Origin of the sequence: Bacteroides caecigallinarum (genome assembly GCF_021531075.1) — a bacterium.
Lineage (GTDB): Bacteria > Bacteroidota > Bacteroidia > Bacteroidales > Bacteroidaceae > Phocaeicola > Phocaeicola caecigallinarum_B.
In genome coordinates, this window is record NZ_JADYTJ010000016.1 from 26,702 (window position 1) to 49,579 (window position 22,878).

The window sequence follows — 22,878 nt, forward strand, 5'->3', positions numbered from 1 at the left end:
ATCGTTGTTTTTATTGGTTATTCTTAGTTAATTGTTAATTTTAGATGACTTGAATTTTATATCTTTGCACGTGAATTTTTATTGATAACAGTTCATGTTATAAGGATTTTAGAATAATATATCTTATAATTTTATATGAAAATGAGCGTGAAAAGTAAATTAAATCTTAGTTGTGGACGAGTTGCCATAACTATGTTGGGTGTTTCGTTTCTTACTGCTTGTGGCGGTGGTCAGAGTGGTATGAAAATGGGTGACAATGAGTTTACTGTTATGACTACAGTTGCTGGCGAAAGTCATCAGACAAAAACTTATCCTGCAACAATTAAGGGACTTCAGGATATTGAAATACGTCCGCAAGTTTCAGGTTTCATTGTGAAACTTTGTGTGGATGAAGGTGCAACTGTTAAACGTGGACAGGCTTTGTTCCAAATTGACCCTACCCAGTATAAAGCAGCTTACAATCAGGCAGAGGCTTCAGTTGAGGCTGCTAAAGCTAACCTTGAAACTGTAAAATCAACAGAGGCAAACAAAAGAATGCTTTATGAACAGAAAATCGTAAGTGATTTTGAGTATCAGACAGCTGTAAACAACCTTCTTTCAGCCAAAGCTTCGCTTGCACAAGCCGAAGCCATGCTTACTTCTGCAAAACAGAATCTCGAATTTTGTACTGTAACCAGTCCGTCGGATGGTGTTATAGGAACTTTCCCTTATCGTATTGGTAGCTTGGTTAGTCCTTCAGTGGTAGAACCTTTGACTACTGTATCACAGATAGGTGATATGTATGTGTATTTTTCTATGACTGAAAAACAATTGTTGGAAATGACAAGATCTGAACTTTCGCTTAAGGAACAACTGTCTGAAATGCCGGAAGTGAAACTTCAGTTGGCAGATGGTTCGATATATGAATCTTTAGGTAAGATTGACGCTGTAAGTGGAGTTATTGATCAAACAACAGGTTCTGTAAGTATGCGAGCTATATTCCCAAATGAAAAGAATATTTTGCGAAGCGGTGGAATGGCTAACATCATTTTCCCGTATGTGATGAATGATGTAATTATTATACCTCAGAATGCAACACAGGAAATTCAGGATAAGAAGTTCGTTTATGTACTTCAACCTGACAGCACATTGAAACATACTGAGATAACTATATCGAATCTGAATGATGGTAAGAACTACATTGTTCTAGGTGGTTTGAAGGCCGGTCAACAGATTGTGATAGAAGGTGTTCAGAATCTGAAGGAAGGACAAAAAATTGTTCCTATAACACAACAGCAGAGGGAAGCTAAATATCAGATGCATCTAAAAGACCAAAGAGAAGGTAATATTGCATCTGCTTTCTGATTAGATGAAACGGGAATTCTTTTTTGATAATCAATTTTGATAATTTAAACAATGAAACTAGATAAATTTATTACCCGTCCGGTACTGTCAACTGTTATCTCTATTTTGATGGTTATCTTGGGTGTGATAGGTTTGGCTACACTGCCTGTTACACAGTATCCGGACATTGCGCCTCCTACCGTATCGGTAAGGGCTTCATATCAGGGGGCCAACGCTACTACAGTGTTGAACTCTGTTATTGCACCTCTGGAAGACCAGATTAATGGTGTGGAAAACATGATGTATATCACTTCAACTGCTTCGAATAACGGTTCTGGAGATATTAATGTCTATTTCAAACAGGGTACAGATCCGGACATGGCTGCCGTAAATGTGCAGAACCGTGTGTCAATGGCTCAAGGTTTGCTGCCGGCCGAAGTAACAAAGGTGGGTGTGACTACACAGAAAAGACAGACTTCTATGTTGCTTATCTTTTCTATATATGATGAGTCTGATGAATATACTACAGAGTTTATTGAAAACTATGCACAGATTAACCTTATTCCTGAAATTAAGCGTGTAAATGGAGTAGGTGATGCCAATGTGATGGGTGTGGACTACTCAATGCGTATTTGGTTGAAACCTGATGTCATGGCACAGTACAATATGATTCCTACTGACGTGGCAGGTGTTTTGGCAGAACAGAATATCGAGGCTGCTCCGGGACAGTTCGGCGAAAGAGGTAATCAGTCATTCCAGTATACTATCAGATATAAAGGACGTTTGCAACAGATTGAGGAGTTCGAGAATATTGTTGTAAAGGCTTTGCCGGACGGACGAATTCTCAGATTGGGTGATGTGGCAAATATCGAACTCGGTCGTCTCTCTTATTCATTCAACAATAAGGTAAACGGACATAAGGCGGTAACTTGTATCGTATATCAGATGGCGGGTACCAACGCCACAGCTACTATCGATGACCTGGTAAGTGTTCTTTCTGAGTTTGAAGAAACTCTTCCTACCGGGTTGAAGATTAATATTGCACAGAATGCCAACGACTTCCTTTATGCTTCTATACACGAAGTTATAAAGACTTTGATTGAGGCATTTATTCTTGTGTTTATCGTGGTTTATGTCTTCCTGCAGGATATGCGATCTACACTTATCCCTGCAATTGCCATTCCGGTGGCATTGATTGCTACTTTCTTCGTATTGAAACTCATTGGTTTCAGTGTCAACTTGCTTACTCTCTCGGCAATGGTGCTTGCCATAGCCATAGTGGTGGACGATGCCATAGTGGTGGTAGAAGGTGTACACGCTAAATTGGATCAGGGATATAAATCTGCCAAAGAAGCGTCAATCGATGCCATGAGTGAATTGGGAGGTGCTATTGTTTCAATTACCCTTGTGATGATGTCAGTGTTTATTCCTGTAAGTTTCATGGGTGGTACAGCCGGTACATTCTATCGTCAGTTCGGTATCACAATGGCAATTTCTATCGGTTTCTCAGCGCTTAACGCATTGACTCTGTCACCTGCACTTTGTGCCTTGTTCCTGAAACCTCACACTGCAGAAGGCCATGAAGGAAAGAAACTTTCTTTGGTTGACCGTTTCTTTGTTTCGTTCAATACTGCATACGATACTTTGCTCAAGAGTTATAAAAAACGTGTTGTATTCTTCATAAACAAGAAATGGTTGTCTTTCGGACTAGTTGCCGCTTCAATCGTACTTTTGGTATTCTTCATGAAGATTACTCCTACAGGTATGGTGCCTAACGAAGATACAGGTACTATCATGGGTGCCGTTACTCTTCCTCCTGGCACATCTCAGGAAAGAGCTATCGAGGTATTGAATAAGGTGGACAGCCTTGTTGCTGCCGATCCTGCAGTTGCTTCACGTACTATTATTTCCGGTTTCGGATTTATCGGTGGTCAGGGACCTTCTTACGGTTCCGTTATCGTTAAGCTGAAGAACTGGGAAGAACGTTCAATGATGCAGAACTCTGATATTATCGTCGGTACTCTGTTTATGAGAGCGCAGAAAGTCATCAAGGATGCTCAGGTATTGTTCTTTGCTCCTCCTATGATTCCTGGTTATTCTATGTCTAGTGATATCGAGCTTAACATGCAGGATAAGACTGGTGGTGACCTGAACCATTTCTTTGATGTCGTTAAGGATTATCTGGCAAAATTGGAGAGCCGTCCTGAAATAGCACGTGCCCAGACCACATTTAATCCTAACTTCCCTCAGTATATGATGGATATTGATGCTGCAGCATGTAAGAAAGCCGGTATTAGCCCGAGTGATATCCTTACTACTATGCAGGGATATTTCGGAGGTCTTTATGCGTCAAACTTCAACCGTTTCGGTAAGATGTACCGTGTAATGATTCAGGCAGAACCGGATGCTACGAAGAATCTTGAATCATTGAACAGCATTAAGATACGCAACGGTAACACTATGGCTCCTATTACACAGTTTGTTACCCTTAAGAAGATATACGGTCCTGACATCATCAGCCGTTTCAACCTTTATACATCAATGAAGGTGATGGTTGCACCGGCTTCAGGTTATACATCAGGTCAGGCTCTTCAGGCCATAGCTGAAGTGGCCAAGGAAAATCTTCCTACAGGATTTGGTTACGAACTTGGAGGTATGGCACGCGAGGAAGCCGAAACAAGTGGTAGTACCACAGGATTGATATTTATTCTATGTTTCGTATTCGTTTATTTGTTGCTTAGTGCACAGTATGAAAGTTACATATTGCCACTTGCCGTATTGCTTTCTGTACCGTTCGGATTGCTTGGTAGCTTCCTCTTCGTAAATGGTTTCAGTGCTCTCGGAAGTATACCTGCATTGAAGATGATAATAGGTTCTATGTCAAACGACATATATATGCAGATTGCGCTTATCATGCTTATGGGATTGCTTGCCAAGAATGCCATCCTTATCGTTGAGTTTGCACTCGACCGTCGTAAGCAGGGCATGAGTATCGCTTGGGCGGCCGTTCTTGGTGCATCTGCCCGTTTGCGTCCTATCCTTATGACATCACTTGCCATGATTGTCGGACTTATTCCGCTTATGCTTGCAATGGGTGTAGGAGCTCATGGTAACCGTACTCTTGGTGCTTCTGCCATTGGTGGTATGTTGATAGGTATGATATTCCAGATATTCATAGTTCCTGTATTGTTTGTTGTTTTCCAGTGGCTTCAGGAAAAATTCAAGCCTATCGAGTGGGATAGCCTGGATGAAAGTGAGGTTGAGGCTGAAATCGAACAATATTCTCATACTAAATAATTAAGATTATAATGAAGAAACAAATCATATTGACAATGTGTGCAGCTGCTGCTTTGAGCAGTTGCCACATTTATAAAGCTTACGATCGTCCAGAGTCAATAGACGCTTCCGGTATATATAGAGATCCTGTATCGGCTACTGATACATTGGCTGCAGATACGGCCAATATGGGAAATCTTCCTTGGAAGGAAGTTTTTAAGGACGTAAAACTTCAGGCTCTTATAGAAGAAGGCCTTGCAAATAATGTTGACATGCAGGCAGCCGTTTTGCGTGTTAAGGAAGCTAAGGTTATGCTTACATCTGCCCGTTTGTCTTATCTGCCGTCAATCAATCTTGCTCCTCAGGGAACGATGACTACTATGGGAGGTAGTGATATGTCTAAAGCCTACCAGTTGCCTTTGGCTGCAAGTTGGGAAATCGACCTTTTCGGAAAAATTCTCAATGCCAAGAGAGGACAGCAGGCCATGTATCTACAGAGTCAGTATGCACAGCAGGCCGTACGTTCACAGATTATATGCGGTATAGCTAATGTATACTATACATTGCTGATGCTTGACCGTCAGGTAGAAATAACAACAGAAACAGCCGCTATTTATAAAGAGAATGTCCGTGCTATGGAAGCTATGAAATTGGCAGGATACGTTAATGAAGCAGCTGTTACACAGATGCGTGCTGCCAGTCATCAGGTTGAAGCTTCTTTACTCGATTTGAAACGTCAGGTTCGTGAGACAGAGAACTCATTGGCTGTACTTCTTGCAAAGGCTCCTCAAACTATTGAACGTGGAAGATTGGTCGATCAGGTTATGCCCGACGAACTTACGGCAGGGGTTCCATTGCAACTGTTGGAGAATCGTCCGGATGTTAAGATTGCCGAAATGACATTGGCCAGTGCATATTATACTACAAACCAGGCTCGTTCAGCTTTCTATCCAAGTATTAAAATCGGAGGTACTACAGGATGGACTTTCGATGAACTGCAGATAAACCCTGCGCAGTTTATGTTCCAGGCTTTAGCCTCTTTAACCCAGCCTATTTTCAATAACGGAAAGTTGGTTGCAAATCTGAAGGTTTCAAAGGCAGAAGAAGAAATTGCCCGTATGAACTACCAGCAGACTATTCTTGAAGCTGGTCAGGAAGTGAGCAATGCATTGTGTCTGTATGAAACTGCTGATAAAAAGCTTTTAGAAGACAAAGGTAGGGTAGAGCAGTTGCAAAAGGCTGTTACATACACCAAAGCCTTGTTCCAGAGTGCTGAGGCTACATATCTTGAGATTCTTACAGCGCAGCAGAATCTGCTGAGTGCAGAGTTGAGTGAGGTATCAGATAATTTCCAGCGTATACAGGCAGTAATCAATCTGTATAGTGCGCTTGGTGGTGGACGTGAATAATTAACCTTAAAACAGATAGACACATGATTAGTCCTTTAGCTTATGTTGATCCTTCTGCAAAGTTGGGCAACAATGTTACGGTACATCCATTTGCCTATATCGATAAGAATGTCGAGATAGGCGATAACAATGTAATAATGCCATATGCCAGCCTTATGAGCGGTACACGTATGGGCAATGGCAATACTGTATATCAGGGTGCTGTGGTAGCAGCTGTACCACAGGATTTCTGTTATACAGGCGAAGATACAATCGCCAGGATAGGTGATAACAATGTCATACGTGAAAATGCAGTTATCACCCGTGGAACACATCAGGGGCATGACACTATAATTGGCAATGGTAACTTCATTATGCAGGGAGTTCGTATCTCGCATGATGTGGAGATAGGAAATGAATGTATAATCGGCAATGGTTCTCAAGTTTCAGGCAATTGTAAGATTTTCGATCGTGCCATCCTCACATCAAATGTATTGATGCAGGGCAATACCCGCTTGGGAAGCTATTCCATTGTGCAGGGAGGCTGCCGTTTCACGAAGGATATACCTCCTTTTATAGTAGCGGCACACGAGCCTATATCATTCTACAGTATAAACACTCATGTATTGGAGCATGAAGGTTTTTCTGATACATTGATCAAGCATATAGCTCAAGCTTATAGAATACTTTATAAGGCAAATACATCACAACATGACGCATTGCTAAGAATAAAGGAACAAGTTCCAGGAAGCGAACAGATTGATATGATAATAGATTTTGTCGTTTCATCGAAACTTGGTATTATTCATTAATTGAAAAAATACAGCCGGTACTCCCTGTAATGAGGGTACCGGCATTTTTTTTATATGGATATAAAGATGTATATTTGCAACGTTTTTTATTCGTAGTATTATTCATGAGGAACAAGTTGCATTATACATTCTTTTTGGTGTTTTTGGTGACATTAGGACTTATACTTCTCCGCTACCTGCCCGATATAAAGATAGGCGAGAGAACATTAAGGAAGGTCGATTTGTTGTCTGATGTGCGTGGCGACGTATTTCAGGCAGATACAACACTAGCCGACACTTTACCTGTGTTGCCTGTCATAAAACCGGCTTTTATAGATTCATGTAAAAGTGGGATGGAATGTATTGAAGATTATTCAGATTCAACATCTCATGGAATGTCGCATTTCTATCAGGCATTATCAATGACAGGAAAAATGAATCGTCCTGTCAGAATAGCATATTTGGGCGATTCTTTTATCGAAGGCGATATACTCACTGCCGATTTACGTAATATGTTACAGAAAGAATTTGGAGGAAAAGGCGTAGGTTATGTTAGTGTAACCTCAAAGTTCCCCGGTTTCAGACCTACGGTAAAGCATAGTTTCTCCGGTTGGAAATCGCATTATGTAACAGACACAATAGGTTTTATACGCAGCAAACAGGATATTTCGAATACATATTCTTATGCATCGGCCGGAGCCTTTACCAGTCTTGAAGCTACCGGTAAATATGCATCTAATCTGGAATCATGTACATCGTCGTCAATATTCTATCTTACAGCCGATTCTTTACGTCTCTCTGCCAGTATAAATTCTGGTGCGGAACAAGAGTTTAGTGTAAAAGGAGATAGTTCTCTGCAATCGATAACAGTAAAAGGTGACATAAAATCGGTGAAATGGAGCATAAAGGATGCTTCTTCCGATGCACTGTTCTATGCCGTAACTATGGATTCTGACACAGGAGTGATACTCGATAATTTCAGTACACGTGGCAGTAGTGGCCAACAACTGTTGGGCATTCCATATTCCGTATTGAGGAAATACAATGAACTCCGCAAATACGATTTGTTGGTCGTTCAATACGGATTGAATGTAGCCTTCGAGGGAGGTTTGGATTATACCTATTACAAAGACGGAATGAAGTCTGTCATCTCTCACCTTAAGAAAGCTTTTCCCGAAACGTCCATATTGATTGTGAGCATTGGAGATAGGGAAACCAAGGATGAAAACGGAAATCTGAGAACAATGCCTGGTGTAAAAAGTCTTATAACAAGTCAGCAGATGCTTGCTGCCGAAACCGGAGTGGCATTCTGGAACCTTTATAATGCTATGGGAGGAGAAGGAAGTATGTCCAAATTAGTGAATACCAAACCGTCAATGGCCAATTATGATTATACACACATAAACTTCCGTGGAGGAAAACATATAGCCGCTTTGCTTTTTGAAGCAATAATGTATGGAAAGGAGCAATATGAGAAAAGAAAAGCATACGAGGCAGAATAACAGCCTTCGGTTAAAGTATATCATTATTCTTTGCATTACCATTTTGCAGGGATATACTGTACTGTCTGCACAAGACGTACTTCCCGTTAAAGCCAGACGGGATCATAACTCTGGTCCCGTATATTCAAGTGCGGCAATGGAGAAACTTATGAAATTCATTTCTGTTTCAAGTTCCATGCCATCTTACTTCAAGGATACTACAGAGAATGTTATAATCGACCCCACAGGTAGTCTTGATAGCTTTTGGGAGAAACTTTCCAATATGGAAAGTCCGGTAAGGATAGTTCATATTGGTGACTCTCATGTGCGTGGACATGTTTTTCCATATGTAATGCGTAAACTGCTGGAAGAAGATTTTGGTCATGAAGCCGTAATAGATTACAGCGTTAATTATAATACCACAGGATTGGCACAGGAAACCGGAAAAGCCGGAGTGGTTTATCATATACTGGGAGTAAACGGTGCCACATGTGAGTCTTTCAATAACCCGGAAAGAATAACAGAGATAACATCCCTTAACCCGGATCTGGTAATTATGTCTTTTGGAACAAACGAAGCTCATGGCAGAAATTACAGATCGGCCGAACATCGAATACAGATGATGAACCTTATCAAGGAATTGAAAAAAGGATGTATTAATTCAGAGTTTCTCATAACTACACCTCCCGGAGCATACGTCAGGTCTGGCAGAAGGAATAGAATAATAAATGTACGTACTCCCAAAGTTGTAGAAACTGAAAAGAATTTTGCCGCCGACAATAAATTGGCAGTTTGGGATCTATACGACGTGGTAGGGGGGGGGAAATTCGCATGTAAAAACTGGACATCGGCCGGCATGTATCAAAGAGATAAGATACATTTTACCCGCGAAGGTTATACACTTCAGGGGTTATTGTTACACGAAGCATTTATTAAAGCCTACAATGATTATGTTGCAACAAAAATTTATTGATTTACTCGGAAGCATAGGACTTGATTATAATAAAATATTGGATGTATTATCGTACGACTCCAGTCAGCCGCTGATATTCAGCAGTGGTCTGTTTGTTTTTCTTTTTCTGGCTTTCAGTCTTGTATACGTGGCCTTACGAAAACAGACAACAGCCCGGCTGTTGTTCGTATCTGTATTTTCTTATTATTTTTACTATAAAAGTAGCGGATTTTACTTTTTTCTGCTTGGAATTGTAACTGTTACCGATTTCTGTATAGCCAGAATAATGGAACATACTAAGGGTAATGTCAAGAGAAAAATGCTGGTCTTGCTAAGTCTCTTTGTAAATTTAGGGCTTTTGTGCTATTTCAAATACACCAATTTCTTTTATGAAATGCTTTCACCCCTATGGGGAGGCGATTTCAGCCCTTTGGATATATTCCTTCCTGTTGGAATATCCTTCTTCACATTCCAGTCTCTCAGTTACACAATAGACGTATATCGTGGCGATTTAAAGCCGTTGCACAATCTTCTCGATTATGTGTTCTATGTATCTTTTTTCCCGCAACTCGTAGCTGGACCTATCGTTCGTGCACGCGATTTCATACCCCAAATACGCCAGCCATTGTTTGTCAGCAATGAAATGTTCGGCCAGGGAGTATTTTTCATCCTTAGCGGTCTTTTCAAGAAAGCAGTGATATCGGACTATATAAGTGTAAATTTCGTAGAACGTATCTTTGAAAATCCGTCACTATATTCCGGCATTGAGAACCTGTTTGGAGTGTACGGTTACGCTCTTCAGATTTATTGCGATTTTTCAGGCTATAGTGATATGGCCATAGGCCTTGCGTTGCTTTTGGGCTTTAGATTTCCTATAAACTTCAATTCTCCTTATAAGGCGGACAGTGTGACCGATTTCTGGCACAGGTGGCATATATCATTGTCTACGTGGCTTAGAGACTATTTGTACATATCGTTGGGAGGAAACCGTAAAGGTAAGTTGCGCACTTACATCAATCTAATCCTTACCATGCTGCTTGGAGGCCTATGGCATGGTGCGTCATGGAACTTCATAGTCTGGGGCGGATTACAAGGTGCTGCTCTTGCAGTTCATAAATTTTTCCGTAGTCTGCTGAAGAGAGATAAGAGCTATAGAAGTACGGGCATACGTAAGTTCTTTGCCGTAATCATAACCTTCCATTTTGTATGTTTCTGCTGGATATTTTTCCGCAATACCACTTTCGAGGGCTCCATGTCAATGATAAACCAGATATTCACTTCTTTCCATCCTGAACTATTCGGACAGCTTGTTAGTGGCTATTGGAAAGTATTCCTGCTAATGGTAGTAGGATTCCTGCTTCACTGGTGTCCGGACAGATGGCAGAATTCATGCTCCGATATGGTAGTAAGAATGCCGTTGCCTGTACAGGCCATATTGGTTATAGCATTGATATTTATTGTCATTCAGGTAAAGAGCAGCGATATTCAGCCATTTATATATTTCCAGTTCTGACAAACAGACAAGCGGAGCAAAATCCTGTTATGGAAATTGCTCCGCTTGTCTGTCTATAATGTTTCGTTATCTGTTTTTATACATGTTTTCGTAATAATTCTGGTAGTCACCGCTTGTTACGTTTTTCACCCAATCCTGATTGTTCAGATACCATTCTATGGTTTTCACAATGCCATCTTCAAACTTGGTTTCAGGTGTCCATCCCAGTTCTTCCGAAATCTTTGTTGGGTCAATGGCATATCGCTGGTCATGTCCCAATCTGTCTTTTACATACGAAATTAGCGATTCGTTAATCCAGTCTATAGATATTTCACCGTTTTCGTCAAGTTCCTTTTTCTTCAGTATTTTTCTTAACTCCGGTTTTTCCTCCATCATCTGGTGAATGGTGCTGATAGTCAGTTTTACTATATCTATATTTTTCTTTTCGTTATGACCACCTACGTTGTATACTTCGCCGCATCTTCCTTTATTAACCACCAGGTCAATAGCTTTGCAGTGGTCTTCCACATACAGCCAGTCTCTTACGTTCGAGCCGTCGCCATATACAGGAAGTCTTTTTCCCTCAAGAATGTTTTTGATGATAAGTGGTATAAGTTTTTCAGGGAAATGATATGGTCCGTAGTTGTTAGAGCATCTTGTTATTGTAACAGGCATTTTGTACGTATCGTGATATGCCATAACAATCATGTCAGCACTGGCTTTCGATGCGCTATATGGGCTATGCGGGCATAGTGGAGTAGTTTCGGTGAAATAACCGTCTTCTCCCAATGAACCGTAAACCTCGTCTGTAGACACCTGATGGAATCTTACGTCTTTTCTCCATGTAGGATATCCTGTTTCGTCTTTTCCTGTAACCCATGCACTTTTGGCTGCATCCATAAGGTTTTGTGTACCCAATATGTTTGTTTGCAAGAACAGTTGAGGATTTTCTATACTACGGTCTACGTGGCTTTCTGCTGCAAAATTTACTATACAGTCAAATTTATAATCAGCAAACAGACGTTCTATCAATTCACTGTCGCAAATATTACCTCTTACGAAGAAGCAACGTTCATTGTCTATGTCGTTGGCTATTGTTGCAAGGTTTCCTGCATATGTCAAGGCATCTAGTATTACTACCTTAATATCATCATGTTTTTTCAAGATGTATTTTATGTAATTAGAACCAATGAATCCTGCTGCTCCTGTGACTAAATACGTTTTCATAAAAAGTGTTTATAATTCGAGTGCAAATTTGGGAAAGATTTCTTTAACAGACAAATATTTTAGGGATTAATCTTGCAGTTCTATAACCTCCAGGTCAGAAAATTTACCACAGTCAATATTGAATCTCACTAAAGTTCTTACTGTGTGAAATCCGTATTTCCCCGCTGCTCCCGGATTTATATGTAGCAGTTCATAATCTTTGTCGTACTTCACTTTCAGTATGTGCGAATGTCCGCATATCAGCAAATCGGGTGTGGCAGAACTTATTATCTTTTTTACCTGCATATCGTACTTTCCGGGGTATCCTCCTATATGTTTTATCATTACATCAGCTCCCTCAAGTTCGAATCTGTTTATTTCCGGCAAAATCTTGCGTATATCTTGTCCGTCAATGTTTCCATACACTCCTCTGAATGTCCTGAACTTCATAAGTCTGTCCAAGACATCCATCGAACCTATGTCGCCTGCATGCCATATTTCGTCGCATTCTTCGAAATATTTCAGATACCTGTCGTCCCAATACCCATGTGTGTCCGACAATAGTCCTATTCTTTTCATCCTTGTGGATATTACTTCAGTAGTTCTGCTATTTTTGTCAGTATTTCCGGATTAGGGAGATCTTTTTTCTGAATAAGTAGATAAGCAAAGTTGTCTGCCAGTATTTCTTCAGGATTGATTATATATTGAGTGTTTTTTCCTATTTTTTCGTAGAAATCTTCAGCCTGCTCTATATCGTAAATCACGGTTTTTCCATCGTTTTGAACAGGTATAAGATTGTCATTCAGTGGTATAAGTCCCACACTCAAATAGTCGGATAAGCTTTTTTCAGGCGAAAAAGGTATCTTGGAATATATAATCATCGAACATTTCTGCTTATTGCCGTTTATTGTAAATTCGGCATAGCTGTCGTAAAGTTCAATATCCGGATTTGATATTCTTTTTTCTATGATATCAATAGGGAAGAACAGTTCTCTTTCAGTGACATTGAAGCCTATTACAGAGTAAACAGATTTTTTGAATTCCTTATTGCTTCTTGTTAAAAGATGAAATATTTCATGAGCCAAAATATATTCCAATTCTTCATTTGTAGCTTCATTTATGTATTTTTCTCCCAGTGCAATCCAGTTCTTTCTTGTGTACGCAGCAACATTCATTTCCTCTTTCATTGATGTTTTTACCAATATAACCTCCTGAGGATATTTTATTTTCAGTTTCTGCTTGTCTATTTTCGATTGTAATGACTTGAATGTAGCTGTAATTTTCTTTTTCTCCTCCTCGCTCCAGTTCAGGGTTTCGTTCATAGCCAGTCTTAGCAATTCTGATTTTCTACCGTCTTCTTTGCCAAGTCTGAGGTTTATGTCAAAACTGTTCAGTTTGTTTGTAAAGTTGTCAATGTCAGTAATAAGCATTTGTGCTTCTGCTCTTGTTGCAAATCGGAATGGAATTTTTTTCTGCGCAAATACATTTATTGAAAGACAACATAATATTACGGATAAAAGCCAGTGCGATATTCTCATAACTTTGGTGTTTTGATGGTTATTGTGTTTTTGTTTATAATTTCACTGTAAATTTAAACAAAAAAAGCCATCCATGATTATTCGGGTAAATCTTTTACGTTTTTTTTGTACAGATACGTAAAAGAAATCCGTATCATGGATGGCCTTCTGTATGAAAATCGTCTTATTCTTTATCTTTCAGTGCTGCAAAAATCTGCGCTTCCAGTTCTTCTGCCAGTTCAGGATTATCCTGTATGCATACTTTGGCTGCATCACGTCCCTGGCCTAGTTTTGTGTCGTTGTAGCTGTACCATGAACCGCTTTTCTTGATAATTCCAAGTTCGGCGCCAAGGTCTATTATTTCGCCACTCTTTGATATACCTTCGCCAAACATAATGTCGAACTCAGCTTTACGGAAAGGAGGAGCAACCTTGTTCTTTACTACCTTTACTCTTACCTGGTTACCAATTATTTCTTCACCATCCTTGAGCTGTGTTGCACGGCGGATATCAAGTCTTACGGAAGCATAGAACTTAAGAGCATTACCACCTGTTGTAGTTTCAGGGTTACCGAACATTACACCTATCTTTTCGCGCAACTGGTTGATAAAGATACATGTAGTGTTTGTTTTGTTGATGGTAGATGTAAGTTTTCTCAGTGCTTGCGACATAAGTCTTGCCTGCAGACCAACACGGTTGTCGCCCATATCGCCTTCTATTTCAGCTTTAGGAGTAAGAGCTGCAACTGAGTCGATGACAATGATGTCGATAGCCGACGAACGAATCAGCTGGTCGGCTATTTCAAGAGCCTGCTCGCCGTTGTCTGGCTGTGAGATAAGCAGATTGTCGATATCTACACCAAGTTTGGCAGCGTAGAAACGGTCGAAAGCGTGTTCTGCATCGATGAAAGCAGCTATACCGCCAGCTTTTTGAGCTTCAGCTATGGCATGTATTGCCAGAGTAGTCTTACCGGATGATTCAGGACCATAGATTTCTATGATACGTCCTTTAGGATAACCTCCCACGCCAAGTGCAGCGTTAAGTCCTATCGAACCGCTTGGTATAACTTCAACTTCTTCCACATGGTCATCACCCATTTTCATGATTGATCCTTTTCCGAAGTTCTTTTCTATCTTGTCCATAGCAGCCTGCAGTGCCTTCAGTTTTTCCGAGTTGTTAGGTTTTGAAGGACTGTCAATACCACCTTCAAATTCCAGTTCGTCTTTTTTTGCCATATTTCTTATTTATTTTATTATTTCAAAATCTGTGCAGCGTGGTCTTTTGTCTTCACTTCTTTAGGAGAAATGATTCTTTCAATCACACCTTCCTCGTTGATAATGAAAGTAGTACGGAACGTACCCATATACTTCTTTCCACACATGCTCTTTTCTCCCCAAACACCGAATTCCTGAACCAGTTTATGTTCTGTATCGGCAATGATGGTGAAAGGCAGACTGTTCTTATCAATGAATTTCTGGTGCGATTTTGCATCCTGTATGCTTGCACCTATTATTTCGTATCCTGCATTTTGCAGAGTTTCGTAGTTGTCGCGCAAATTGCATGCCTGTGCGGTACATCCGCTAGTCATGTCTTTAGGATAGAAGTAAAGTACTACTTTCTTTCCTTTATAATTACTCAGGCGTATTTCTTCGCCTTTTTCGTTCAGTCCCAAAAAATCGGGTGCTTTGTCTCCTACATTCATAATATTAAGTCTTTTATTAGTTACCAAGTTTACAAGATGACAAGTTGACAAGGCTGTCCACGCTGATGGAAACCTTGTCAACTCGTAACTGTAACCTTGTTATTACTTAAATTTCTAATGTAATAAAGTAATATCAGTCAACAAGTTGACTTAGAAGGTAAAGGTAAAATGTCAAACAGTATTATACAATTTATTTACTAACTATTGAACTTTACATACTGAAGACCACCTTTAGGTGGAATGATACCTTCTTTATTACTTTTATATCACAAGATTTGCACTTGCGAAACTTATGTTTTTATTAAAGTTCCAAATCTCCGTCGAACACTTCATGCCAAGGCAATCCGTACATGTTCAATGCTTCCATAAATGGATCCGGATCAAATTCTTCCACGTTCCAAACTCCCGGACGTTTCCACAATCCTTTCAGGAACATCATAGCTCCAATCATTGCCGGAACACCTGTAGTGTAGCTTACTCCCTGCATACCTGTTTCCTTATAGGCTTCCTGATGAGAGCAGTTGTTGTAAACGTAGTATGTACGTTCTTTTCCGTCTTTCACACCACGTATGCGGCAACCGATAGATGTTTCACCCTCGTAGTTTTCGCCTAGATCCTGTGGATTAGGCAATACAGCTTTCAGGAATTGCAGAGGCACGATTTCCATTCCGTTGTAGTTGATAGGCTCGATGCTTGCCATACCTATGTTCTGTATCACTCTCAAGTGAGTCAGGTATTCCTGACCGAATGTCATCCAGAAACGTGCACGTTTGATGGTAGGGAAGTTCTTTACCAATGATTCAAGCTCTTCGTGATAAAGCAGGTATGAATCGCGCGGACCGATGTTTGGATAAGTCAAATCCTTGTGGAATTCCAGAGGTTTTGTAGTTACCCATTTACCGTCTTCCCAGTAACGTCCGTTCTGAGTGATTTCGCGGATATTTATTTCAGGGTTGAAGTTTGTTGCAAAAGCCTTGTGGTGGTTTCCTGCGTTGCAGTCCACTATATCAAGATAGTGCATTTCGTCGAAATGATGTTTTGCTGCATATGCAGTATACACACCGCTCACTCCCGGGTCGAATCCACATCCGAGGATGGCAGTCAGACCTGCATCTTCGAAACGTTTCTTGTAAGCCCACTGCCAGCTATATTCGAAATGAGCTTCGTCTTTAGGCTCATAGTTGGCTGTATCAAGATAGTTCACACCAGCCTGCAAGCAAGCTTCCATGATGGTAAGATCCTGATAAGGAAGAGCTACGTTAATAACGATTTCGGGTTTAAAACTGTTGAATAAAGCCACCAGTTCGGCCACATTGTCTGCATCTACCTTAGCGGTTTTGATGTTTGGGTTACCGATTGCTTTTACAATCGCGTCACATTTTGACTGGGTGCGGCTAGCAATCATTACTTCTGTAAATACTTCAGGATGCTGAGCCACCTTGTGTGCAACAACGGTTCCTACACCGCCTGCACCGATAATCAATACTTTACTCATTTAACTTATTAATGTGAAATTTTAATTCCCGGTAAACGTTACCGTTCAATATGCAAAGATAAGACTTTTTTCAAAACTGCATGCAGTATTGCTTAAATATCACATTTTTTATATTAGAACAGAATAATGGATACTATTGTTTGTTACTTTTGCGTGAACAATGGACTATTGCTTTTGTTATTGTAAGTAAGAAAAAACAAAAAAAGGGAAACAGTATGAAGAAAACATTAATCAGTGCTGCCGCTTTCGTGGCAGTTGTATTATCATCATGTGGAACAACAGGCAAATCTGTAGATATAGCAGGCGAATGGAATGTTGTATCAGTTGAAGGCCAGGAAGTAAAAGGCAATCCTTATATAGGCTTTGATATGGAAGAAGGACGTTTGTACGGCAATGCCGGATGCAACCGTATTATGGGTGGTGTAGAGTTGGACTCTATCAATCCGGGTAAGATAGGTTTCACTGGAGTAGCATCTACACGTATGATGTGTCCTGACATGGAAACCGAACAGAAAGTTCTTGAGGCTTTGCACGAAGTGGCAGGATATAAGGCTTCGGCTACTGGGGTTGAACTGACAGACAAAGACGGTAATGTAGTTATGTCGCTCGAGAAGAGAGAAGCACCAGCTGTGTCGGTGAATGACATTAATGGCAAATGGAATATAACCAGAGTGGAAGGTTGGGATGTCGAAGTAGCCGACAAGGTTCCGTTCCTTTCATTTAATGTTGCCGAAAATGCAGTACATGGCAATGGAGGATGCAATATTATCAACGGTTCATTCTCTCAGGAGGATGGCAATGCTTCATCTTTGAAGTTCGGTCAGATGATTTCTACTATGATGGCAGGTCCTGGAATGGAGACAGAACGCAAGGTTCTTGCTGCAATGAATAAAGTTGTTTCATTCGTTTTGAACGAGGACGGAACATTGTCGCTTATGGATGCCGGCAATACTGAAGTCCTACAGTTGGTCAAGAGCGAAAACGAAACAGTGTCAGAATAAGGTTTGAAACAACTAAAAAAAACGCGGGCAAATTTAAGGTAAAATTTGCCCGCGTTTTACTTTAAATTTGCCCGCGTTTTACTTTAAATTTGCCCGCGTTTTTTTATGCTTTGCTTAGCGGTTAAAGTGTACTGAATTTAGTTGTCAGTTTGTGTTTTAATTCCTGACCAAGTTGACTGGTTTATATTTATTTATATAATCCCTCACTATTTATTACCTCATATACCGAAGGATGCAAGAAATAACGTACATCTTTTCCTTGAGCAATACTTTCGCGGATAAAGGTGGAGCTTACTTCTATTAAAGGGGTATCAACAGCCTGTACGTTATGAGGTAGAGATTCAGTGTTTATTTCATAACCTAAACGCGGATATATTAGGATGTGATGGCGTGATATTATTTCTTCCGGTGATTTCCAACGGTCGAAAGCGGCCCAGTTGTCTGCTCCTATAATAAGATAGAAATTCCTGTCAGAAAATGTTTCGGACAGTTTGTTGAGTGTGGTTACTGTATACGATGGTTTTGGAAGATTGAACTCAAAGTCGGAAGCATGGAAGTGCGGATATCCTTCAATGGCTGCTTTTACCAGCTTCAAGCGCATACTGTCGTCAAGCAATGTCTGGTTTTGCTTGAAAGGATTCTGAGGCGATATAAGAAACCACACTTCGTCAATGTATCCGTTCTCGCACAGATAATTAGCCAATGCCAGATGTCCTATATGGATAGGGTTGAACGAGCCACCGAAAATACCTGTCCTTAGCTTTTTTTCTTCCATAATTTATAGTTTACCACTTGCCATGCAGCAACCAGTATCATTGCTGTGGCTATGATGTATTCTTCTTTAGCTACTGCCACAATGCCTACTGCCAAAGCGGCAAAACCGATGATGATGGTAAGAATCATCATCAGTTTCATTATTTTTTTCGGATTTCTTGCCATTTTACTTTTTCAGGAAATTACTGATGGTTTCAAGTGCTTCGGCTTGCGCTTTTTCAAGTTGGTCGTTTACTATCACTACGTCAAATTTATCGGCATAGCTTAATTCAAACTCAGCTTTGGCTATACGGTTTTCTATCACTTCAGGAGTGTCTGTGCCGCGTCCGTTAAGACGTTTGCGAAGCTCTTCCACAGAAGGAGGCTGGATAAATACTGATAGTGCACGTTCGCCATAGAATTTCTTTATATTGCATCCGCCCACTACGTCTACGTCGAATATCACATTCTGACCTTCCGATAGCTGTTTTTCCACTTGCGATTTCAATGTTCCATAGAAACGGTCTGTATATACTTCTTCGTATTCCAGAAATTCTCCATTTGCTATTTTCTGTCTGAACTCTTCTGGAGTGAGGAAAAAATACTCCACACCGTTCTGCTCTGTTCCTCGTGGAGGACGGCTTGTCGCAGATATTGAGAATGCAAGATTAAGATTCTGCTTTAGAAGATAGTTTATGATGGTTGATTTGCCTGAACCCGAAGGTGCAGAAAATATGATAAGTTTTCCCATAGTTACATTACGTTTAATACCTGTTCCTTGATTTGTTCCAGCTCGTCTTTCATCTGCACTACTATGTTTTGCATTTCTGCATGGTTCGATTTGCTTCCTGTGGTGTTTATCTCGCGACCCATCTCCTGTGCAATGAAACCAAGCTTTTTACCTTGACCGTGTCCGCCTGCCATAGTTTCACGGAAATATTTCAGATGGTTGGTAAGGCGTTGCTTTTCTTCATTTATGTCAAGTTTTTCGATGTAATATATCAGTTCCTGTTCCAGACGGTTCTTGTCGTAGTCCACACTTATTGTCTTTTCCAGTGCATCGGTGATTCTTTCTTTGATGCGTGCCACTCTTTCTTTTTCGAATGGTTCGATGGATGCAAGCAGGCGTTCAATATTGTCTATCTTTTCGTTGAACTTCTTTTCCAGAGCTGCACCTTCCTGTTTGCGGAAGTTTACCAGTGCATTTATGGCTTCTTCCACAGCTCCTTTTGCTACTTCCCATTCTTCGTCTTCCAATGTCTGCATATCAACTTTTGTCAGTACATCGGGCATACGGAGTAGGGTGGCAAACCAGTCGGAAGGTAATGGAATATTGCAGGTTTCGGAAATATTCTTGATTTGAGTGTAATAGTTTTGGAGGAGTGCGGCATTGATAGGTGTGGCTGCATCTGATGCTTCTTTTTCAATCCACAGGCTGAAATCAACTTTACCGCGTTCAAGACTTTTTGAAATCATATTTCGGATTTCCATTTCTTTTTCTCTGTACAGAGGGGCTATTCTGGCTGAGACGTCGAGAGCCTTGCTGTTGAGTGATTTTATTTCTACGACAATTTTCTTATCGTTGTAAGTAACGGTTGATTTTCCGTAACCGGTCATTGATTGTATCATAACAAATTCTATTTTTTTGCAAAAGTAAGGAAAAGTGAGGAAATTATAGAAAAGGAGTGGGATAAAAAGTGTATATTTGCAGACAATAATGTATTAAAAGTAAACTATGTCGTGCATTTTACATATTGAAACGTCTACAGAAGTTTGTTCCGTATCAGTAAGTCAGGACGGAGCTTCTATTTTTACTAAAGAGGATTTTAACGGACCGTCGCATGCAACAGTGCTTGGCGTGTATGTTGACGAGGCTTTGTCGTTTGTCGATAATCATGCTATTCCGCTTGATGCGGTAGCTGTCAGTTGTGGACCAGGTTCGTACACCGGTTTGCGTATAGGTGTTTCTATGGCAAAAGGAATATGCTATGGCAGGAATATTCCTCTGATAGGAATTCCTACACCAGAGGTTATGTGTGTTCCTGTGTTACTCAATCATGATTTGCCTGACGATGCTTTGTTGTGTCCGATGATAGACGCACGCCGTATGGAAGTTTATGCTGCTATTTACGACCGTTCTCTGAAGGTGTGCCGTGAGATTGGTGCTGACATAATAGATGAAAACTCTTATAAGGAATTCCTTGATGAACATCCTGTGTATTTCTTTGGCAATGGAGCCGCAAAATGTCGTGAAAAGATTACGCATCCCAACGCTCATTTTATAGAGGATATTCATCCGTTGGCAAAATGGATGTTCCCATTGGCTGAAAAGGCTGTGGCAAAAGAAGACTATAAGGATGTGGCTTATTTCGAGCCGTTCTATCTGAAGGAGTTTGTAGCTTCTACTCCTAAAAAACTACTTTGATAAACAAAAACAGGAATATATGGAATATAATACCCAGCAAAGACGTCTTCCTCTACCGGAATATGGAAGAAGTGTACAGAATATGGTAGACCATGCTCTAACAATAGAGGATAGGGAGGAAAGACAAATCTGTGCAAACACTATAATCAAGATAATGAAAGGAATGTTCCCTCAGCTAAAGGATAATGCTGAATTAAATCAAAGACTATGGGACCATTTGGCTATAATGTCTGATTTTAAGCTGGATATAGACTATCCGGTTGAGATTGTGAAGAAAGAAAGCCTTAATGTAAAACCTGAAAGGATTCCTTATCCGCAATCTAAACTTAAATACAGACATTATGGACGTTTTGTGCAGGATCTGATAAATGTTGCTGCAGGATATGAAGAAGGCGAGGAAAAAAGACAACTTATAAATCTTATTGCCAATCAGATGAAAAAGGATTATCAGAATTGGAATAAGGATGGAGTTGACAATCAGAGAATAATTGATGATTTATGCGAGTTGTCCGACGGTAGGATTAAAATAACTGTAGACGATGTGAAAATGGTAGACCATAAGGTGTTTACCCAGCGTCGCCGTCAGACTAACAACAATAATAATCAGCAGAAGCGTAAACAATAGTTTTTTAGTTCTTGAGTTTTTTAGTTCTTAAGTTTGCTGATGATAACAAACTTACAAACTTACAAACTCACAAACTTACAGACAAAGTATGAGTTCATTTGTAATAGAAGGCGGACATAAACTTCATGGAGAAATAACTCCACAGGGAGCCAAAAATGAAGTGTTGCAGATTTTGTGTGCTACGTTGCTCACAGCTGAAGAGGTTACAGTTCATAATATACCTAACATACTGGATGTTAACAATCTTATCCAGCTTATCAGCGATATGGGGGTAAAGGTGTCTAAGCTTAATGCCGATACTTATACGTTCAAGGCTGATAATGTGAACTTGTCATATCTGGAAAGTGAGGAATTTCTGTTAAGATGTTCCAAACTGCGTGGATCTGTAATGCTGGTCGGCCCTTTGTTGTCGCGCTTTGGTAAGGCCATGATTTCAAAACCAGGAGGTGACAAAATAGGACGCAGACGTTTGGATACCCACTTTATAGGTGTACAAAAACTTGGTGCATCTTTTGATTACGATGCAGAACGTGGTGTTTATACTTTGTCTGCTGATAAGCTGAAAGGTACATATATGTTGCTTGATGAGGCTTCGGTAACAGGTACTGCCAATATCGTTATGGCTGCTGTTCTGGCCGAAGGAACTACTACTATATATAATGCAGCGTGCGAACCTTACTTGCAGCAATTATGCAAGATGCTTAATAGGATGGGAGCCAAGATATCAGGTATAGCTTCTAATCTTCTCACTATTGAAGGAGTGAAAGAATTGAAGGGCTGTACACATACAGTATTGCCAGACATGATTGAAGTCGGCAGCTTCATAGCTATGGCAGCCATGACACGAAGTGAGATTACAATAAAGAATGTCTCTTATGAAAATCTAGGTATAATACCCGACAGTTTCCGTCGTTTGGGAATAAAAATAGAACAGAGAGGTGATGATATCTATGTACCTCAGCAGGAACATTATGAAATAGAATCGTTTATTGATGGTTCTATCATGACGATAGCGGATGCTCCGTGGCCGGGGTTGACGCCGGACTTGCTCAGTGTAATCCTTGTAGTGGCTACACAGGCAAAGGGTAGTGTGCTTATTCACCAGAAAATGTTTGAGAGCAGACTATTCTTCGTAGACAAACTGATAGATATGGGTGCACAGATTATATTATGCGACCCTCATAGAGCTGTAGTAATAGGTCATGACCATAATTTCTGTCTCAGAGGCGGAAACATGACATCGCCTGATATACGTGCCGGTATTGCATTGCTTATAGCTGCGTTGGGAGCCGAAGGAACAAGCAGGATACATAATATAGAACAGATAGACAGAGGGTATCAGAACATAGAACAGCGTCTGACTGCACTTGGAGCACGTATAACCAGAATCTGAGAATTGGTTTTTTTGTTTTTAGTTCTTAAGTATGTTAGCGTTTGCACCAGCCAACTTAA

The 22,878-nt window shown here is 40.3% G+C and carries 21 protein-coding genes; 11 read left to right on the forward strand and 10 right to left on the reverse strand.

Annotated features, from left to right (window positions below):
* Positions 1–135 precede the first annotated feature (135 nt).
* The 7 genes from I6E11_RS06215 (at position 136) to I6E11_RS06245 (ending at position 10,724) form a co-directional block, all read left to right on the forward strand.
* The gene (locus tag I6E11_RS06215) at positions 136–1,344 is read left to right on the forward strand and encodes an efflux RND transporter periplasmic adaptor subunit (protein WP_235337070.1); all 1,209 of its coding nucleotides are present in this window, start codon (positions 136–138) and stop codon (positions 1,342–1,344) included.
* Between the two features lie 51 nt (positions 1,345–1,395).
* Entirely contained in the window at positions 1,396–4,620 is a 3,225-nt protein-coding gene (locus tag I6E11_RS06220) for an efflux RND transporter permease subunit (RefSeq protein ID WP_235337072.1), read from the forward strand.
* An 11-nt stretch (positions 4,621–4,631) separates the two neighbouring features.
* Positions 4,632–6,008 (forward strand): TolC family protein, encoded by a 1,377-nt coding sequence (locus tag I6E11_RS06225; RefSeq protein ID WP_235337073.1) that lies wholly within the window; start codon positions 4,632–4,634, stop codon positions 6,006–6,008.
* Between the two features lie 23 nt (positions 6,009–6,031).
* Entirely contained in the window at positions 6,032–6,799 is a 768-nt protein-coding gene (gene lpxA / locus I6E11_RS06230; RefSeq protein ID WP_235337076.1) for an acyl-ACP--UDP-N-acetylglucosamine O-acyltransferase, read from the forward strand.
* Between the two features lie 104 nt (positions 6,800–6,903).
* A complete protein-coding gene (locus tag I6E11_RS06235; RefSeq protein WP_235337114.1) occupies positions 6,904–8,280 on the forward strand; it encodes an SGNH/GDSL hydrolase family protein in 1,377 nt (458 codons plus the stop codon).
* Complete coding sequence (locus I6E11_RS06240; RefSeq protein ID WP_235337078.1) at positions 8,249–9,232, forward strand: GDSL-type esterase/lipase family protein; 984 nt, start codon at positions 8,249–8,251, stop codon at positions 9,230–9,232. Before I6E11_RS06235 ends, I6E11_RS06240 begins: the two co-directional genes overlap by 32 nt.
* Positions 9,210–10,724, forward strand: coding sequence for an MBOAT family O-acyltransferase (locus tag I6E11_RS06245; protein ID WP_235337080.1), 1,515 nt, complete (start codon positions 9,210–9,212; stop codon positions 10,722–10,724). The genes I6E11_RS06240 and I6E11_RS06245 overlap by 23 nt, the downstream gene beginning before the upstream one ends.
* A 66-nt stretch (positions 10,725–10,790) precedes the next feature.
* On the opposite strand, the gene rfbB is transcribed toward I6E11_RS06245, so the two are convergent.
* The 6 genes from rfbB to I6E11_RS06275 all read right to left on the reverse strand — a co-directional run bounded on the left by rfbB (position 10,791) and on the right by I6E11_RS06275 (position 16,622).
* Complete coding sequence (gene rfbB / locus I6E11_RS06250) at positions 10,791–11,930, reverse strand: dTDP-glucose 4,6-dehydratase (RefSeq protein WP_235337081.1); 1,140 nt, start codon at positions 11,928–11,930, stop codon at positions 10,791–10,793.
* Positions 11,931–11,996: 66 nt separating this feature from the next.
* On the reverse strand, positions 11,997–12,488 hold the full coding sequence (locus tag I6E11_RS06255) for a metallophosphoesterase family protein (RefSeq protein WP_235337082.1): 492 nt from the start codon (positions 12,486–12,488) through the stop codon (positions 11,997–11,999).
* Positions 12,489–12,499: 11 nt separating this feature from the next.
* Positions 12,500–13,447 (reverse strand): M48 family metalloprotease, encoded by a 948-nt coding sequence (locus I6E11_RS06260; protein WP_235337083.1) that lies wholly within the window; start codon positions 13,445–13,447, stop codon positions 12,500–12,502.
* Between the two features lie 163 nt (positions 13,448–13,610).
* Complete coding sequence (gene recA, locus I6E11_RS06265) at positions 13,611–14,660, reverse strand: recombinase RecA (protein WP_262911680.1); 1,050 nt, start codon at positions 14,658–14,660, stop codon at positions 13,611–13,613.
* Positions 14,661–14,677: 17 nt separating this feature from the next.
* Complete coding sequence (gene bcp / locus I6E11_RS06270; protein ID WP_235337084.1) at positions 14,678–15,127, reverse strand: thioredoxin-dependent thiol peroxidase; 450 nt, start codon at positions 15,125–15,127, stop codon at positions 14,678–14,680.
* A 301-nt stretch (positions 15,128–15,428) separates the two neighbouring features.
* Positions 15,429–16,622, reverse strand: coding sequence for a saccharopine dehydrogenase family protein (locus tag I6E11_RS06275; protein ID WP_235326314.1), 1,194 nt, complete (start codon positions 16,620–16,622; stop codon positions 15,429–15,431).
* 215 nt (positions 16,623–16,837) lie between these two features.
* On the opposite strand from I6E11_RS06275, the gene I6E11_RS06280 reads away from it, so the two are divergent.
* On the forward strand, positions 16,838–17,623 hold the full coding sequence (locus I6E11_RS06280; RefSeq protein ID WP_235337085.1) for an META domain-containing protein: 786 nt from the start codon (positions 16,838–16,840) through the stop codon (positions 17,621–17,623).
* A gap of 187 nt (positions 17,624–17,810) precedes the next feature.
* Here I6E11_RS06280 and nadD read toward each other — a convergent pair whose 3' ends face one another.
* Genes nadD through I6E11_RS06300 form a run of 4 tightly spaced genes read right to left on the reverse strand, consistent with a single transcriptional unit; the run spans position 17,811 to position 20,005 of the window.
* Positions 17,811–18,398, reverse strand: a complete 588-nt coding sequence (gene nadD, locus I6E11_RS06285) for a nicotinate (nicotinamide) nucleotide adenylyltransferase (protein ID WP_235337087.1) — start codon at positions 18,396–18,398, stop codon at positions 17,811–17,813.
* Positions 18,380–18,562: a hypothetical protein gene (locus I6E11_RS06290; protein WP_235337089.1), complete on the reverse strand. Its 183-nt coding sequence runs from the start codon at positions 18,560–18,562 to the stop codon at positions 18,380–18,382. The genes nadD and I6E11_RS06290 overlap by 19 nt, the downstream gene beginning before the upstream one ends.
* Before the next feature lies 1 nt (position 18,563).
* Positions 18,564–19,127, reverse strand: coding sequence for a guanylate kinase (gmk, locus tag I6E11_RS06295; protein WP_235337091.1), 564 nt, complete (start codon positions 19,125–19,127; stop codon positions 18,564–18,566).
* A gap of 2 nt (positions 19,128–19,129) precedes the next feature.
* A complete protein-coding gene (locus I6E11_RS06300) occupies positions 19,130–20,005 on the reverse strand; it encodes a YicC/YloC family endoribonuclease (protein ID WP_235337093.1) in 876 nt (291 codons plus the stop codon).
* A gap of 106 nt (positions 20,006–20,111) precedes the next feature.
* On the opposite strand from I6E11_RS06300, the gene tsaB reads away from it, so the two are divergent.
* The 3 genes from tsaB (at position 20,112) to murA (ending at position 22,819) form a co-directional block, all read left to right on the forward strand.
* Positions 20,112–20,801, forward strand: a complete 690-nt coding sequence (tsaB, locus tag I6E11_RS06305) for a tRNA (adenosine(37)-N6)-threonylcarbamoyltransferase complex dimerization subunit type 1 TsaB (protein WP_235337095.1) — start codon at positions 20,112–20,114, stop codon at positions 20,799–20,801.
* 19 nt (positions 20,802–20,820) lie between these two features.
* Positions 20,821–21,426 carry a DUF4290 domain-containing protein gene (locus I6E11_RS06310; protein ID WP_235337096.1) on the forward strand — a complete coding sequence of 202 codons (606 nt, stop codon included), beginning with the start codon at positions 20,821–20,823 and terminating at the stop codon, positions 21,424–21,426.
* Positions 21,427–21,514: 88 nt separating this feature from the next.
* Entirely contained in the window at positions 21,515–22,819 is a 1,305-nt protein-coding gene (gene murA / locus I6E11_RS06315; RefSeq protein WP_235337099.1) for a UDP-N-acetylglucosamine 1-carboxyvinyltransferase, read from the forward strand.
* Positions 22,820–22,878: the final 59 nt, after the last annotated feature.